The organism is Armatimonadota bacterium (assembly GCA_039679645.1).
Lineage (GTDB): Bacteria > Armatimonadota > UBA5829 > UBA5829 > UBA5829 > UBA5829.
The window spans coordinates 53,632-68,632 of sequence record JBDKUO010000069.1 but is presented as its reverse complement, the minus strand read 5'-3'; the positions used below and the strand labels follow the sequence as shown (position 1 = coordinate 68,632).

The following is a 15,001-nucleotide window of genomic DNA, read 5'->3' as shown; positions in this document are numbered from 1 at the left end:
TGGTTTATTGTTTCAGGAGGTAAGTAGTGTCTGTGCAGCAAGAAGCGCGCGTTACATTGGAAGATAAAATTCACCGGACTATGACATGGTGGCGGGTGCCGCTGATGACCATAGCATTTGTTGGGATTCTCGGGTTTATTCATAACATGCATGCGTTCTGGTATGGCGCGGCAGTTGCGATTTTGGGTGAACTCATTCAGATGTGGGCGACCTCTCATCTGCATAAGGACACCAAGTTCACCATATCCGGGCCGTATTCGCATGTCAGAAACCCCATGTATTTTGGCAGGTTTTTTGTCGGTCTGGGCATATTCATTATGACCTGGAACCCGTATTTCGTTGCCGGTTTTATAATCTTGTACGGCGTTTACGGCAACCTCAGAGTCAGACGCGAAGAGCGCAGGCTCCAGGAGATATTCGCGCCTCACTATCAGCACTACTGCAGTGAAATACACAGATGGCTGCCAAGGCTCAAGCCCTATTCCAAGTCCGAATCAAGACGTGCAAAGTGGACACAGGTGTGCGCCAACCATGAACAGATAGTGGCTCTGGGAATAATCGTAGTTTTGGCTTTGATATACCTGCGTATAGATAAGTTTGCATATATTTACTGGCACATCTGATAGCGATATACCTTCAGGTTTGGTTGATCTTGTGATGAAGGTATAAGCGATGTATGTCTCTGTCCGAAAATAATGACATCTTCACAACCTTGATAAGCGACCTCGACGAGTGTGAACTGTCGGTCGTGTGCCTTTGCGGTGAATTGGACGCTTCCTCTGTGCCGGGTTTCATATCGGATGTGCAGCCCTTGATAACCCGGCGGCGCAATGTGATTATGGATGTCCACCTTTTGGAATATACAGACAGCACAGGCGTCGCCGCCATACTTTCCACTAAAACCGCTCTCGAAACGCTTGGGCGTCGAACACTGCTTGTCGGCTGTCATGGCCTGCTTTCCAAGATACTCCATATTACACACATCGATACCGAACTCCGCTGTTTTGAATCTATAGAGGATGCGGTGGAGTCAATAAAACAAAGCCCGCCTCAATTGAGACGGGCCACCAAGAGAAGGTGAAAAGATGAATTAGGTTTGTGCTTGCTCTTATTATCGGCTTGTTTGGCCGCAATCATTATACCCGCCGCATAATCTTCTATTTCTTTAGTTACCGCAACACAAAGTCGCTCTGCTTGCGCCCGAAATTATCCCTGCTATAATGAAATCATACACTGCCGTTACTCGCCAGTAATGCCGCTGAGCAATTCTAAGCAGGACAATTAAATGCGTTACACCAAGCCCACAAGCACATCTATTTTCTTAGCGCTCAGTCTGTTTGTCTTCAGCTCATTCGCAGGAGCCGAGCTTCCGAGCGCACACTCAGTCGACGGACTTGTCCGACAAAAGCAGCTTACAAACTACTGCGGTCCCGCCTGCCTGACATCGGTGCTGCGCTACTACGGGGTCAATACCACTCAAGAAGCTGTCGGCAAGCAGACATATGACCCGACTATCAGAGCCACCAACGGAGCCGACATGCTCCTCTATGCGCGTTCATTAGGCTTTGCTGCGTATTCCTGGAACACGAGCATAGACGACGTCAAGAACAAGATTGCTGCAGGAGCGCCTGTGATAGTTCTTCAGCAAAACAGCCGGATAGATACTTCCGGCCATTATCGCGTGCTCACGGGTTATGACGACTCCCGCTCAAAATTCAAAGTCATCGACCCATATTACGACAACATCACTGAGCTGAGCTATTCGGAATGCGAGAGCCTCTGGAAGAGCAAGGGGCATTGGGCGCTGGTGATAGTGCCGTCCGATAAGGACAAGTTTGCAGATGAGCTTGGCTCGCAAAACCCTGTCGTGCATATGGACCTGGCATATGCCCAATATGCGCGCAAGAACTACGATGATGCGCTCAAAGAAGCGCAGGCCGCCCTGAAGCTCCAGCCCCAGAATTCATACACTCTTAATATGCTCGACAAGATAGAGCGAGCAATGGGCGCAGGAACTAAAGGATAAGACGGGGAACATAATACCGGGCAGGCTCGTAGAGGGTGTTGGAGGAGGGACAATGGCCAGAATCGCCGTGTCTGGAATATTGCTTATTCTAGTTGTTTTTGCTGCGGGCGGAGCAGATGCCGAGTCTTTTGACCCAACGGCTCTGCAGGAAGCTTTCAAGGACGCCCAGCGCATCGATCTGCAAACCAGCGAAGTGCCCTCCGTGGTCAAGCTGCGCGATGTCGTAAAGATTCCTCCTCCCGCGCAGGTTGTGCTCGTTAAGACGTTCAAACGCGACTCACTTCCGCCTGTGCTGGCGCCTGCATTCGTCAATCCTAATGTCTCAGGCGTCACCATTGCAGGCAGATATATTGCGATTATCAAGACAGACCTAACCAAGGAATACAACGATGTGCTCAGCCATGAGCTTGTGCACGCATATATCAGCCTTGCCTCTCCAAAGCCTCTGCCGTTCTGGTTCCAGGAGGGCAGCGCCGTTCACTTTTCCACCGATAAGGATCGCAAATTCTATGGCCAGCCCTCAAAAGATCAGACAGGCGTTATGATCGGAAAAACCGTGGAACTGGACGACACATACAAGCAGAAGTTGCAAAGCTTCCACTTTATGATCGAGAAGGCTGGAGACAAAAAGTTCAACAAGTGGTTTCGCGAGGCGGTCATTACAGGCGAAGTGAACCCACGCCCCCTTATCGGCCTGAGCGATTCACCATCCGCTCAGCGCAGCTCCTACAAGCCGCTGCCGACATGGCTGATCTCTGTAATAGCCGGTATTGTAGTAGTTGTCATAGCAATCGGCATATATGCCGCCCGCCGGGATGACGGTTATATTCAGTAGCGCTGGCTTCGGGATTTTGTTGCTTCGTGCAGCAGTAAATTCTATATAGCCTCTCGATTCACCACAAGCCCCGCTGCCGAAGCCGCCGAACATCCAGCTTATTGCAAACAATCAGAAGTTGCTCACATTCATCCCCAACCAGCCAGCCCGTAATGGCAACCCAGCCTTCCCTTCCCTATCCCCCAACCCCTAACCCCTAACCCCTAGCACCCAACACCTAACACCTAACACCCATCACCCTCCTGTACCGCCGAGGCGTAAAAAGCTGGGAATCGTACAACACTATTAGTGTTATAACGATTACAAGGGGGAACATGGGTGATGAAATTGGCATTTCCTGTTCTCGCATTGATAATCATGCCGGCACTCTCCGGCGTGGTCATGGCAGATAGTTCCCAGTTAGGCAATCTGGGTTATAACTCGTATGATGGAGCCCTATCAGGCGGGGGACAAACGCAGCATTTCGGTTCCGGAGTGGGGTATCCGGCGGAAATAGGCGCAGATTATTTTCACCGTTACATTCCGTCCGATCAATGGGGCATGTATGGTTACGGCACAGGACACCTGGGCAAGGGCTATGGCCCGTATATTTATCCCGACCTCAAAAATGGACCGCCTCCGGGCATGTTCGACCCGCTTCCGGGTGAATACGACAATGCCCCTCCTCCCAAGATAAAGGTAAAAAACGGCACTATCAGGGTGGGGCTGCCGAACAACATTCCCGGGGTTCGATGTGTGACAGTGACGATTCTTGCTTTTAACGGTGCGGAGCTTTGCAGCCAAACGATGAATCACCCGCCGTACACATTTAATCTGCCGGTACTTGATGGAGCGAAGAATGTTAGGGTGCGGATAGACTATGTAAACAACGGCCTCTCCGCAACTGCGTATCCGCTTTAGCATAAAGCCGTAAATCCTGACCCAGGATTGGATTACAGGCAGCAGAATACATTTCTACTGCCTGCATTTTTCAACCAAGCTCTACAGCTATCAACTCATACACACCAAGCTCGGGCAGCGTGAATTCAGCTATGCCATCATGATAAACGCTCGGCAAATCAATCCCCGCGCGCAGCGCTTTTACGCTCTTACTGGATCCGCATCTCAGCCTGATGCTTAAATCGTGCAGTGTAATTATCTGCGTGATTGGCCTCTGCATATCTCCGGTGTTATTTACCAGATGGATAAGAATTTTGTCTTTTTGTGCATTCCAGCGGGGCTCTATCTCCACCGTGGGAGGGCAATCCGTCTCGACCATCAGAGGATTGACGTGCGCCCAACTAATAATGCCCTCGATCAGGTCCTCATAGTCCGGCAGCTTGAACTTGTTGTAGAAGTCACCCACCAGCGATGGCATATAAACTGTCCGCCCCATGCCATATGAGCTTGCAATAAGTGCAGGGTTGTCGGATTCTCCCTTGAGAGGCGAATACACACCACCGACTTCGTTCATGAATACCGACGGCACGCAAGTATCATGAGATGCGACACACTTCAGGCTGTATGTAGGCCTGGCGATCAATTGTCCCGGCGCGAGCTTGCCAATAGCCGGATGAGTCTGCTTTATGCGAACATACTCCTCCATAGATACCGGCTTCATCATGCTTTTAATGCCGCCTACTCCAAATAGGCCGAGCAGAGGGTTTATGTCTCTGGCTTGCCCGGTCTCATCATACGCGCCTGTCTCGAACTCAGCCACAACCGATCCTCCATTATGCACGAATTGCCTAATGCACTCTATCTGAGAGTCAGACAAACATGCCGAGTTCGGCAGGATCAGCACGCGGTATTTGGCAAGTTTTTCGAGTGAGATGTTCTTGTCCAGCACCACATCGAATGGAACATGCGATCTTGTCATGGCCAGGAAATATCCCAGATATGACCCGTCGACTGTCGCTTCGCATATCTCCTTTCGCTTCTTCCAGTCCACGCTCTCATCACCCGAACCCATATCCACCAGTAGGTTTTCTTCTCGACCGGAACCGGCTTCTCCATAGAATCCTGCAAGCCTTGATACATAGTATGCGCTTGTCTGTGACGAACTGAGCAGCGCTATATCCGCGCAGGACTGCGTGCTTGTGTAATACTCTTCGTGATCAGCAAGGAAGCTCTGCATCTCGTTGATCGGTTCTATCGCCGCCTTGCGGCTGTGCTCCAGCGCATAATTGACCGTCGCAAACCACGGGTTGGCTCCGCATGCGGCGGTCTGTGCTATCGCCAGTTCGGCTTCAATCTTTGAAAGCGGAATGTAGTGCCACGAGCCAAGCATATGATGGCTGAATACTACAGCCGGTTTATCACCCGCTGTCATGTATTTTGCAGTTGCCGCCCAGGGCAGCAGCATCTGCTCGTGAGGCCCGGGGTGGAAAAACGCCTCCGCGCCGTTGAAGTCTTCAAAATCGCCCACGCTGTCGATACTGCGCGCGAACCTCCAAGTCCCGGCCTGCCAACTGCCCGCATTCAGAAAAACCACTCCGTCCGGGTTTACCGACCTTACGGCCTGTCTGCAGTCTTTCAGAAACCTTGCAAGTGAGCGTGAGCGGAATCCAACAAAGCGTATCCAATCAGGGTTGGACCAATCCTCCACGGTCGGAATATCGGTTTTATATTCAGATGAGAATTGCTCCCGGCAGCTCTCGCAATAACAGCATCCGGGGAAGAATATCGGACCATCAAGAAAAACACCGTCAATGCCGGTGGCCATGGCCTCACGGATAAGCTCAAACGCCCAGTCTCTCCAGGAGCTGTTTACGCAGAATGTGGAGCCGCTGCCGTATAGAGGAAACTGCCTGCCGTATGATGCGCAGTCTGCTGTTTTCTGCTCCCAATCCGAGTGGAGGTCAGCAAAATCATATGCGAACCAATGCATGTTCATGTATGCTATCAGGTTAATGCCGTATTTTTTTGCATATGGCAGATACTCTCGCACAAAGTCGAAATCACCAAGAGGAGGGTATTTTTCAAACTTAGGTGAGTTGAAGGTAATCTGATATCCTAGACCGGGAGCCATACCCGGAGTGCCAACAATCCACTCACAGTTAGCGTGCCATTCATCGCGTTTGCTGCGAGCCAGTTCGTCAAAGTCCGTATCCTTGATCCTGCTCAAAGCATCGCCAAAATAGTCCAGACGCATCATGCGGACCGGACGTTGATGCCATTTCAACTCGTTCATTATGCATTACCCTCCGGATTGATTCCAAAACTCAGCATATCAGTTCATAACTCAGGGCGCAACCGAAAAACGTTCATATAGTCCCGAAAAACAAGCCGTAATAAACGGCAAAATGGACCGAGATTATTATCCCGGTCCACATAGAATGTGAGCCCACAAATTGAGCCAATTGCAGTGCTGAGGATTTTTGCACTCAATTCAAATTGTTTGCGATATTTATGCCGCTTTCTGCTGGTCTTGCCCACCTTGTTTTCTTTCTATAACTCTTACCGTGGCCTCTACAACATCCGGGTCGAACTGCTTACCGGAGTTTTTGCATATCTCCTGCAGTGCGTTATGCCAGGTCATAGCGGATCGATAAGGTCTTTCGCTTATCATTGCTTCATATGAGTCGGCAATAGAAAGGACTCTGGCAAGCAGAGGAATTGCATCGCCCATCAGTCCGTCCGGATAACCGGAACCATCCACATGTTCGTGGTGGTGCCTGACTATGGCGGCAACCTCGGCAAGTTCGTCTATTCCGGCCAAAAAGTCAGCGCCCATTCCGGGATGCTTGAGTATGTCGACCCATTCATCATCCGAGAGCTTGCCGGTTTTTGCAAGCACTGAGTCCGGCGTGCTGATTTTGCCGACATCGTGGATATAAGCAGCTAGTTCGAGCGTATTAAGCCTGTCCTCGGTAAATCCCATCTCTCGACCAATCTCAAGGCAGAGTTCGGCCATATTTGCAGAGCGGCTGATTGTGTAGCTGGATTTTGCGTCGATTGCCGCAGCCAGTGCCTTGATTGCCTTAAACAGCACATCCGCACGCTCATCTGATAGTCTTTTTGCTTCAACTTCCTTGCGCTGGAGATTGTTCTCGATTACGATAGGAAGTTTGAGCATTTCTATGGGCTTGGTCAAAAAATCTGATGCGCCGGCTGCGAGAGCCTCTCGAGATGCATTTATATCACCGAATGCCGTGATCATTATCACCGGCACATGAGGATGTATTCGATTTACTGTTTTGGCAAATTGCAGCCCTGTGATTCCGTGCAGGTAGAGATCGCAAAGAATCAGATCATAACCGTGTGTCTTAACCATTTCAATTGCGGATTTTGAGTCATCAGCAGTGCTTACCTCATAGCCATAACTTCTCAGCTTATCTGAGAGCAAATTCGATATCTCCTGATCATCATCGACTACGAGAACGTGGGCGGAAGAGAGGTTGCCAGTGTATATCATTCTTTTTCCTCAATAATCTATTGTGGGCGTCAGCCATTTTGATTATTGGAGAGTCGTATGCAATTCCACAGACAGTCACAGCATATTTATCTTTTTCTTGTTTGTTTAGGCAAATAGGCCGTGATTTTGCTGCTTTTGGGATTTGGCTTTTGTCTCGATTGCCTCACTTGCTGCGCATTGCCAACAGTCCGGTGTTGCGGTAATATAACTAAACCGTCATTAAACAGGAAGGATACCAACCGTATGTGCAATGATGATTTCAAACTGACTTCTCTTTCGCATGGAGCTGGCTGCGCCTGTAAGCTCGCCCCTCTGCAGTTGGCTCAAATATTGAAACAAATGCCGCTGGTCAGTGACCCGAATGTGCTGGTGGACCTGGGCACATCGGACGATGCTGCGGTCTATAAGATAACGGACGACATCGCAGCCGTCCTCACCCTGGACTTCTTCACACCGATTGTTGACGACCCGTATGAGTTCGGCAGGATCGCCGCGACAAACGCCGTCTCCGATATCTACGCTATGGGCGGCAGGCCTGTCGTCGCGCTCAACATTGTGGCCTATCCCGGCCGCACGCGCTCTCTGGACAAGCTGGAGCTTATTCTTAAGGGCGGGGCGGACCAGGCGACGGCGGCGGGTGTCAGCATAATCGGTGGCCACTCTGTCGATGACCCCGAACCGAAATACGGCCTCTGCGTGATGGGTCTGATAAATCCAAACGAGGTCATGACGAACAAAGGCGCAAAGGTTGGAGACAAACTTATTCTGACAAAGCCGATAGGAGTGGGGATCATCACTACGGCTGTCAAACACAATGCCGCCTCCGATGAAGTAATGGCCCGCGGCATAGATGTCATGACCAGGTTTAACGGCACAGCGTCGGAAGTGGCGAAGCGCATAGGCTGCCATGCGTGCACTGATGTCACCGGGTTCAGCCTCCTCGGACACCTTCATGAGATGACTGCCGCAAGTTGCGTGGGTGCGCGCCTTTGTTATAGCAAAGTTCCCTTAATAGACGGCATACAGGGTCTGCTGGATGAGGATATGGTGCCGGGCGGCACTTACAGAAACCTTGATTTTCTGAATCAGGGCTGCTGCCTTGAGTGGGAGAATGATTTGGGCGAGCGCCGGCAGCTTACTCTAGCCGACCCTCAGACATCCGGCGGCCTTTTGATCAGCGTCTCGCCTGATAAGGCGGATGATATGCTTGACGCGCTACATGCAGCCGATGTTTCGGATGCAGCCGTTATTGGCGAAATCATACCTGATTCGGACTGCAGAATTCATATCGTCGAATAATCGATGGAGGACTCAGCGTATGAAAGCACGTGTTATAACAGAAGAATGCATTGGTGACGGAACGTGCGTCGATATATGTCCTGAAGTCTTTGAGATGGGCGATGATGGCCTTGCGCATGTCAAAGTCGACCCAGTCCCGCCGGAGGCAGAGGAAAAATGCCGCCAAGCGTGCGAGGACTGTCCGGTGGACGCCATTACAATTGAAGAATGATCAAAAAGCTTGATGCTGCCCGTAATATTTTGGGCAGCACCAATGCTTAAATGTATTTTGTCTAACTTCTGATCTCGCCCAGCAGTTCTTTGACCTTCTCTTCCATCTGCTCTCTGGTTTTGGCTTCAAGGTTGAGCCTGATCAGAGGTTCGGTGTTGGACGGCCGGACATTAAACCACCAGTTGTCAAACTCGGCTTTGTAGCCGTCTATCTCGGTCACCCGCTTTGCGACCGGGCCATATTTTGCCTTAAGGCGAGCCAGCACAGCGGGGATATCTTTCACTTCGGAGTTAATCTCTCCACTGTGATAATATTTTCTTAATGGAGCTACGACCTCGGACATGGGCTTGCCCTCTTCGAGCAACAGTTTGAGCATATTGAGCATCGCCAAGTCGCCGTTATCGGTAGTATAGAAATCACTGAAATAGTAGTGACTCGATAGCTCTCCGGCAAAGTATCCGCCTTCCTCGCGCATCTGCTTCTTGATAAGGCCATGGCCGACTCTGCACTCTGTTGCCTTGCCGCCCGCTTTTTCTATCTCTTCAGGCACTATCCAGCTCGACCTGAGATCATAGAGAATCTCCGCGCCTGGCTTTTTCTTAAGCATCTCGCGTGCGATCAGAGCAGTGACAAAGTCGCCGGAAATGATTTGTCCCTTTTCGTCAACGAACGCCACACGGTCGCCGTCGCCATCGAACGCTATCCCAATATCGGCCTTTTCATCCACCACTCGGTCGCGCAGCGCAAGCAGCGTCTCCGTCTTGAGCGGGTTTGCCTCATGGTTGGGGAAGCTTCCGTCCAGCCTCCAGTAGAGCTTTATGGGTTCGCTGCCGACCTTCTTCATAATCTCGGGCAATATATAGCCGCCCATACCGTTAGCGCAGTCGATCACCAGTTTTAGGTTTCCGAAACTGCGGATTCCGGTATTGTTGAGCACGGCTTCCGTATATTCATCGAGAACATTTTCCTGAGCAAGAACGGTGCCTTTTTTTGCCGGCTCGGCGAAGTTGCCTTCACATGCCAGCTTCCAAAGGTCCTCGTTGCTTATGATTGCAATGCTGGGGACTGCTCCCTTGCCTGTCATTTTATAGCCGTTATATTCAGCCGGGTTGTGCGATGCCGTGCACATAACCCCCGCGTCGGCGTTTAGATGATTGACCGCAAAATAGTACATCGGCGTAGAAGTAAGGCCGACCGGCACGACATCCGCGCCCTGGTCGATCAGGCCTCTAATTGTCGCAGCCTCAAATGTCTCGGCGGACTCACGCATGTCATGGCCTATCACAACCCTCTTGCAATTCAGGGCTGAAACGAAAGCCCTTGCAATGCGATATGCATCCTCGTCATCAATCTCCTTTGGGTATAGCCCTCTGATATCGTATGCTTTGAAAATACCCTTTTTTATATCCTTGTGTCCAAGCGTCATCTGCTAACCTCCTTGCAAAGCCAAAAGATTATACCATGTCGGCAGCGGTGGCTAAAGACATTGCTGTTCCAATCCGGCGATTTGAGGTCAGACCGACAAATTGCCGGTTCAAGTAACTGAACGTAGATACCTTTGTTCTCATCATGAAAGCCGAGGGTTCCGGCCGGACAGCGGCATGGTATACTAGACGGGTAGTCTTAACATTTGGAGAAGTAAATGCTCAATCTCACTGCAAAAGATATAATGACGCGAGATGTCATTACGGTTCGTAAAGGCTCTTCTATAGAAGAGGCTCTCAGGCTGATGGCCTGCAACAATATCAGTGGCCTGCCGGTAGTTGATTCCGATGGCCATCTTCAGGGGATCATTACCGAGAGCGACCTGCTTCTCAAGGGTCAGATTTCTCTGCCGGACGCCGTGGCGTACAAGAACAGCCTGTTCGCGCCGCATCCCGATGGAGTGGAGGAGGCATATCGGCGCTCGCAGGCCAAACTTGTCGAGGATGCCATGACCCGAAAGGTGCTTACTTTCATGGAGGACTCGATTGTAAGCGACATTGCGCGCGAGATGATCGAGCATGCGGTAAACAGAGTCCCTATTCTGCGTGAGCGCAAAGTGGTCGGTATTGTAAGCCGGAAAGATATCATACAAGCGTTGGCAAAGGAGTCAAACGGCTTCGACGCATGTCCCGGCAAACCGCGAAAAGGTCAGCTTATAGAACTATGAGCGGCGAAGTAAAAACCGTCCTTGCAATAGATCCCGGCAGTATGAAGTGCGGTGTGGCAGTTGTCGCCTGTAAGGACGGTTCTGCGCCTGAAGTTGTCTATCACAGCGTAATTGAGACCGTCCGCCTCGGCGAGTCTGCAGCCGATCTTGAACAGCGCTTTCATCCGGGTGTGATTGTGATCGGCAATGGGACTACATCCGTTCAGGCCGTGCGGGCGGTCGGTAAGGTGAGCGCAGCGCCGGTCGAGATGATCGACGAAAAGTTCACCACACTGCTCGCACGCGCAATGTATTTTCAGGATAATCCTCGCCGTGGGCTGCGCAGGCTTATCCCTATCTCACTTCAAACTCCCGACCGTCCCTATGACGACTACGTCGCAATCATCCTCGCCAAAAGATATTTTCAATCCGCAGGTGAAAAATAGCCCTGAATGCAGCCGGCCATGGCGACAAAAAATCCGCCGAATTTTACCGCCAATCCTTAATGGTTTTTAGGCTCCGGCGAAAGGAATTGAGACTTGGCTCGTGGAAATCATAACCGTGAGCCAGCATATGTTCGACTTTCATATCAAGGATGCTACCGTAATCGACGGTTCGGGGGCGGAGCCTTTTGTCGCCGATGTCGCCATCAAGGACGGCAGGGTCGCGGCGATAGGCGATATCCCCGGTGATGCCGCGCGCACGATTCATGCTGCCGATTTGGTAGTAGCCCCGGGTTTTATAGACATCCATTCCCACACAGACTCTATTCTCTTTATCGATGGGCGTGCCGAGAGCAAGATCACACAGGGTGTTACGACCGAACTGTGCGGCAACTGCGGTTTTTCGGCTGCTCCATGTCTGGATGAGCTTTCGTGCGCAGAGTTAGAGAGTTGGCGCAGGAAGAATGGAATCGAAGAAGATTGGCAGGGCCTGGGTGAAATGCTCTCGGCTATGGAGAGGCGGCCCATTGCAATCAATTTTGCCACGCTTGTCGGCCATGCCAATCTGCGGTCGGGATCGGTCGGTCTGGCCGAGCGTGAAGCTTCTCCGAGTGAGATCGACCGGATGCGCTCCGATCTTCGTGATGCGATGGAGCAGGGCGCATTCGGCCTCTCCAGCGGATTGATCTATCCCCCGAGTTGTTATGCAAATCTGATCGAACTTGCCGGGCTTGCGAGTGTCGTTGCACAATTCGGCGGCTTCTACTCGACTCATATGCGTGATGAGGGCGACCATCTTGTGGAAGCGGTCGAAGAGGCCATTTCAGTCGGCAGGCAGAGCGGTGTCGGCGTGCAAATATCCCATCATAAGGCCTGTGGGCGAGCCAATTGGGGACGCGTAAAGACGACACTTGCTATGGTAGATGAGTGCAGAGCCGCAGGAATGGATATCAGTGTTGATCAGTATCCGTATATAGCTTCGGCCACTTCACTCTCGGCGATGCTTCCGCAGTGGGCATATGATGGCGGTGACGCAGCTCTGCTGGAGCGTATTCGAGATAGACGTTGTGAACTGCTTGAATTTCTGAGCAATAACGGCAGAGGCGAATGCAACGAAGATGAGTGGAAAAACGTATTGATAAGCAGCGTAGGCAGCGAAGACAACCGCAAATGCGAAGGAATGAGCATTGAGGACATTGCTTCCCAAAGAGGCTCCCGGCCTGAAGAAGTTGTGCTGGATCTATTGGCCGAGGAAAGGCTTGCGGTTTCCATGGTGCATTTTTCTCTGTGTGAGGAAGATGTGGAGACTGTAATGCGTTCGAGCTTTGCGATGGTAGGCAGTGACGCGTCCGCAAGGAGCGTATCGGGCAGGCTATCACGCGGCAAGCCACATCCCCGCGCATATGGAACTTTTTCTAGAATTCTGGGCAGGTATGTGCGTGAGCGCGGCGTAATAGGTTTGGAGACCGCCATACAAAAGATGACCTCGCTACCGGCAAGGAAGATGGGTCTTACGGACCGTGGCTTGCTCAGGGCAGGCAACTGGGCAGACATTGTGATTTTTGATCCCAATGAAATATCCGACGCGGCAACTTACGAAAACCCGCACCAGATATCCAGGGGCATAAAATTTGTATTCGTCAACGGCAAGCTGGCAGTTGAAAGCGGTGTCTTGACCGGCGAGATGGTCGGAAAAGTCCTTCGCTTTTCCAAAGCGACAAAGTAAATAAGAACGGATAGACAGGTACTATGAAAATCATTAAGAACCCCGAACTCAAGGGGATCATCACGCTCTTTTTTATAATACTCATCCTCGGGGCACTAATGGCAGGTACATCCGGCAAGCTGGAGCAGTGGTTTGGAATCACTCTCTTCTCAGGCCCGTGCCTCCAGGATAAGATCGTGTTCGTCTCCGGTCGCGACGGGTCGGATATATACGTAATGGACAAGGACGGCTCCAACCGCAAGGCACTTACCAAGGGCGCCGGAGTCCTTTCATTTCCGGCCATATCGCCGACCGGCAATAGAATCGTGTTTGTCGCCATGCTCGGTCAGGAGAAGCAGGTCGTCTCCGTCGGAGCCAGGGGAGGCGAACTGAATCAGCTTACCAGCGCTACGGGGCCTAAGAAAGAGCCCGGTTATACCCCCGACGGCAAGAGGCTTTCGTTTATAGCAAGCGGCAGGGTATATACAGCCGATCTGAATGGCGACAGCCCCGAATGCGTGCTGCCGACTGATGCGGAAATTCACGGCGCCATGTCATCTACCACAGAGAGCCGCGAGATCCCGGCCTATTATTCATATGCCTGGGCTCCCGACGGTGAAAGTATCGCCGGTGTTACAAAAGATGCTGCGGATAATGACATGCTGGTGTATATCCCGCATCACGACCACTCCGGTGAAGATTCGCATGGTGGGGTTTGTCCGCAGCGCCAGATACTGGCGGCAGGCCAAATAGCCGGGTATTCCTGGGCAGCAAAAAAGCCGGTGCTTGCCGCCTCGGTAAAAATCAAGAAGAAGAGCCTGTTGCTCATATTTGACATAGAGCATAAGCAGGGCGGCAAAATCTGGGACACGGAAAAACAGGAGTTAGGAGTTCCCACAATCTCTCCCGACGGGTCCGAGGCCGTGGTTCCACTAATATCGACCGGTAAGAAGGCCCCCAGCGGCCTGCTAAAAATCGATTTGAGGTCGGGTCAGGCAGGTATTATCGGCGAGGGCGTATTTGAGAGTCTAGTCTACTCGACGGACGGAAACACAATTCTGGCAACCCTCGTCCATGACAATGGCGATAAGCGCGATATTGTCTTGATCAGTCCGTCAAGCGGCAAGGTTACTCGGTTGACCCGCGACGGCAAGAGTTTCAATGCGATATGGACGCCCATATCGGCAAAGTAGCCTGCTGGCAGCCGGGCGATACTCCAGCCGCAATGCCGTCAATATTATTCATGTGCGGCGCAAGGTTTTGTGACTGCCGAACTGTGTCAAACGATTTATAAGGAGACCAGGAAATATGAAGAGAGCTTTGTTCATTGCATTTTTAGTCTGCGCGTTGAGCGGCCCTGCTGTGGCTAACAGGATCCTGCTGGTTCCGAGCGGCGAGACACTGACTACCGGTCAGGTCCGTGCCGAGGCTGCCGTAAGCCCCGGCAATGATGACGGCAGTTATATGTGGCTTGCGGCGGGTCTGATGCAGGTCGAACTAAGCGTGCTGCGGCATGAGAATCCCGGCGGTGATAAAGATAACGAATACGGCGCGCAGTGGAACTTCCTGCCTGAGACCACTTTTAATCCCGCAGTTGCATTTGGCGTGCAGGATATCGCAGATGAGTCCGACGATGGAGTCACCGGTTATGTGGTCGCAACAAAGCACCTTCCAATAGGAATGATAAACCCGTTCGTGAAAGACCTTTCTCTTACCGCGGGTGTTGCCGCCGGAGGTATCAAAGGCACGTTTTTTGGTGTTGAGGCGCATCTGCCGTTGAAGTTTTTTATCCAGGGTGAATACGACAGCCAGAATTTCAATGCCGCATTCGGCTGGCAGCCAATAAGTATGTTTCGGCTCAAAGCCTATACTATCAAAAATGACGCATATTTCGGAGCGGAGCTGTTGCCCCTGCAGTTCTAAGCGCTCTCCGCTCTTAATTTGTTATAGAGGTA

General features: G+C 51.5%; 15 protein-coding genes. 12 read left to right on the top strand and 3 right to left on the bottom strand.

What is annotated here, in order from left to right; genetic code table 11:
* The first annotated feature begins 26 nt into the window (after nt 1–26).
* The 5 genes from ABFD83_15150 to ABFD83_15130 all read left to right on the top strand — a co-directional run bounded on the left by ABFD83_15150 (nt 27) and on the right by ABFD83_15130 (nt 3,761).
* Complete coding sequence (locus ABFD83_15150) at nt 27–623, top strand: methyltransferase (protein MEN6358409.1); 597 nt, start codon at nt 27–29, stop codon at nt 621–623.
* A 53-nt stretch (nt 624–676) separates the two neighbouring features.
* Nucleotides 677–1,081, top strand: coding sequence for an STAS domain-containing protein (locus ABFD83_15145; GenBank protein ID MEN6358408.1), 405 nt, complete (start codon nt 677–679; stop codon nt 1,079–1,081).
* Nucleotides 1,082–1,285: 204 nt separating this feature from the next.
* Nucleotides 1,286–2,026, top strand: coding sequence for a C39 family peptidase (locus ABFD83_15140; GenBank protein MEN6358407.1), 741 nt, complete (start codon nt 1,286–1,288; stop codon nt 2,024–2,026).
* 52 nt (nt 2,027–2,078) lie between these two features.
* Complete coding sequence (locus ABFD83_15135) at nt 2,079–2,861, top strand: hypothetical protein (protein MEN6358406.1); 783 nt, start codon at nt 2,079–2,081, stop codon at nt 2,859–2,861.
* 321 nt (nt 2,862–3,182) lie between these two features.
* Nucleotides 3,183–3,761: a hypothetical protein gene (locus tag ABFD83_15130; protein ID MEN6358405.1), complete on the top strand. Its 579-nt coding sequence runs from the start codon at nt 3,183–3,185 to the stop codon at nt 3,759–3,761.
* A gap of 70 nt (nt 3,762–3,831) precedes the next feature.
* Here ABFD83_15130 and ABFD83_15125 read toward each other — a convergent pair whose 3' ends face one another.
* Together ABFD83_15125 and ABFD83_15120 are read right to left on the bottom strand one after the other, a co-directional pair.
* Nucleotides 3,832–6,033, bottom strand: a complete 2,202-nt coding sequence (locus ABFD83_15125) for an alpha-amylase family protein (protein ID MEN6358404.1) — start codon at nt 6,031–6,033, stop codon at nt 3,832–3,834.
* A 216-nt stretch (nt 6,034–6,249) separates the two neighbouring features.
* A complete protein-coding gene (locus ABFD83_15120; protein MEN6358403.1) occupies nt 6,250–7,257 on the bottom strand; it encodes an HD domain-containing phosphohydrolase in 1,008 nt (335 codons plus the stop codon).
* Nucleotides 7,258–7,500: 243 nt separating this feature from the next.
* On the opposite strand from ABFD83_15120, the gene selD reads away from it, so the two are divergent.
* Both selD and ABFD83_15110 read left to right on the top strand, forming a co-directional pair.
* On the top strand, nt 7,501–8,556 hold the full coding sequence (gene selD / locus ABFD83_15115) for a selenide, water dikinase SelD (protein ID MEN6358402.1): 1,056 nt from the start codon (nt 7,501–7,503) through the stop codon (nt 8,554–8,556).
* Nucleotides 8,557–8,575: 19 nt separating this feature from the next.
* Nucleotides 8,576–8,767, top strand: a complete 192-nt coding sequence (locus tag ABFD83_15110; protein MEN6358401.1) for a ferredoxin — start codon at nt 8,576–8,578, stop codon at nt 8,765–8,767.
* 61 nt (nt 8,768–8,828) lie between these two features.
* Here ABFD83_15110 and ABFD83_15105 read toward each other — a convergent pair whose 3' ends face one another.
* On the bottom strand, nt 8,829–10,193 hold the full coding sequence (locus ABFD83_15105) for a phosphomannomutase/phosphoglucomutase (protein MEN6358400.1): 1,365 nt from the start codon (nt 10,191–10,193) through the stop codon (nt 8,829–8,831).
* 216 nt (nt 10,194–10,409) lie between these two features.
* Between ABFD83_15105 and ABFD83_15100 the strand changes: the two genes are divergently transcribed.
* From ABFD83_15100 to ABFD83_15080, 5 genes are all read left to right on the top strand, one after another.
* A complete protein-coding gene (locus tag ABFD83_15100; GenBank protein ID MEN6358399.1) occupies nt 10,410–10,919 on the top strand; it encodes a CBS domain-containing protein in 510 nt (169 codons plus the stop codon).
* Entirely contained in the window at nt 10,916–11,344 is a 429-nt protein-coding gene (locus ABFD83_15095) for a hypothetical protein (GenBank protein ID MEN6358398.1), read from the top strand. Before ABFD83_15100 ends, ABFD83_15095 begins: the two co-directional genes overlap by 4 nt.
* A 100-nt stretch (nt 11,345–11,444) precedes the next feature.
* Complete coding sequence (locus ABFD83_15090) at nt 11,445–13,067, top strand: D-aminoacylase (GenBank protein ID MEN6358397.1); 1,623 nt, start codon at nt 11,445–11,447, stop codon at nt 13,065–13,067.
* Nucleotides 13,068–13,090: 23 nt separating this feature from the next.
* Nucleotides 13,091–14,239, top strand: coding sequence for a hypothetical protein (locus ABFD83_15085; protein ID MEN6358396.1), 1,149 nt, complete (start codon nt 13,091–13,093; stop codon nt 14,237–14,239).
* A gap of 115 nt (nt 14,240–14,354) precedes the next feature.
* Nucleotides 14,355–14,969, top strand: coding sequence for a hypothetical protein (locus ABFD83_15080; protein ID MEN6358395.1), 615 nt, complete (start codon nt 14,355–14,357; stop codon nt 14,967–14,969).
* Nucleotides 14,970–15,001 lie beyond the last annotated feature (32 nt).

Coding starts and splice junctions, on each gene's coding strand:
- ABFD83_15145 (MEN6358408.1), top strand. CDS start 677: ATGTCTCTGTCCGAAAATAATGACATCTTCACAACCTTGATAAGCGAC.
- ABFD83_15140 (MEN6358407.1), top strand. CDS start 1,286: ATGCGTTACACCAAGCCCACAAGCACATCTATTTTCTTAGCGCTCAGT.
- ABFD83_15135 (MEN6358406.1), top strand. CDS start 2,079: ATGGCCAGAATCGCCGTGTCTGGAATATTGCTTATTCTAGTTGTTTTT.
- ABFD83_15130 (MEN6358405.1), top strand. CDS start 3,183: ATGAAATTGGCATTTCCTGTTCTCGCATTGATAATCATGCCGGCACTC.
- ABFD83_15125 (MEN6358404.1), bottom strand. CDS start 6,033: ATGAACGAGTTGAAATGGCATCAACGTCCGGTCCGCATGATGCGTCTG.
- ABFD83_15120 (MEN6358403.1), bottom strand. CDS start 7,257: ATGATATACACTGGCAACCTCTCTTCCGCCCACGTTCTCGTAGTCGAT.
- selD (MEN6358402.1), top strand. CDS start 7,501: ATGTGCAATGATGATTTCAAACTGACTTCTCTTTCGCATGGAGCTGGC.
- ABFD83_15110 (MEN6358401.1), top strand. CDS start 8,576: ATGAAAGCACGTGTTATAACAGAAGAATGCATTGGTGACGGAACGTGC.
- ABFD83_15105 (MEN6358400.1), bottom strand. CDS start 10,193: ATGACGCTTGGACACAAGGATATAAAAAAGGGTATTTTCAAAGCATAC.
- ABFD83_15100 (MEN6358399.1), top strand. CDS start 10,410: ATGCTCAATCTCACTGCAAAAGATATAATGACGCGAGATGTCATTACG.
- ABFD83_15095 (MEN6358398.1), top strand. CDS start 10,916: ATGAGCGGCGAAGTAAAAACCGTCCTTGCAATAGATCCCGGCAGTATG.
- ABFD83_15085 (MEN6358396.1), top strand. CDS start 13,091: ATGAAAATCATTAAGAACCCCGAACTCAAGGGGATCATCACGCTCTTT.
- ABFD83_15080 (MEN6358395.1), top strand. CDS start 14,355: ATGAAGAGAGCTTTGTTCATTGCATTTTTAGTCTGCGCGTTGAGCGGC.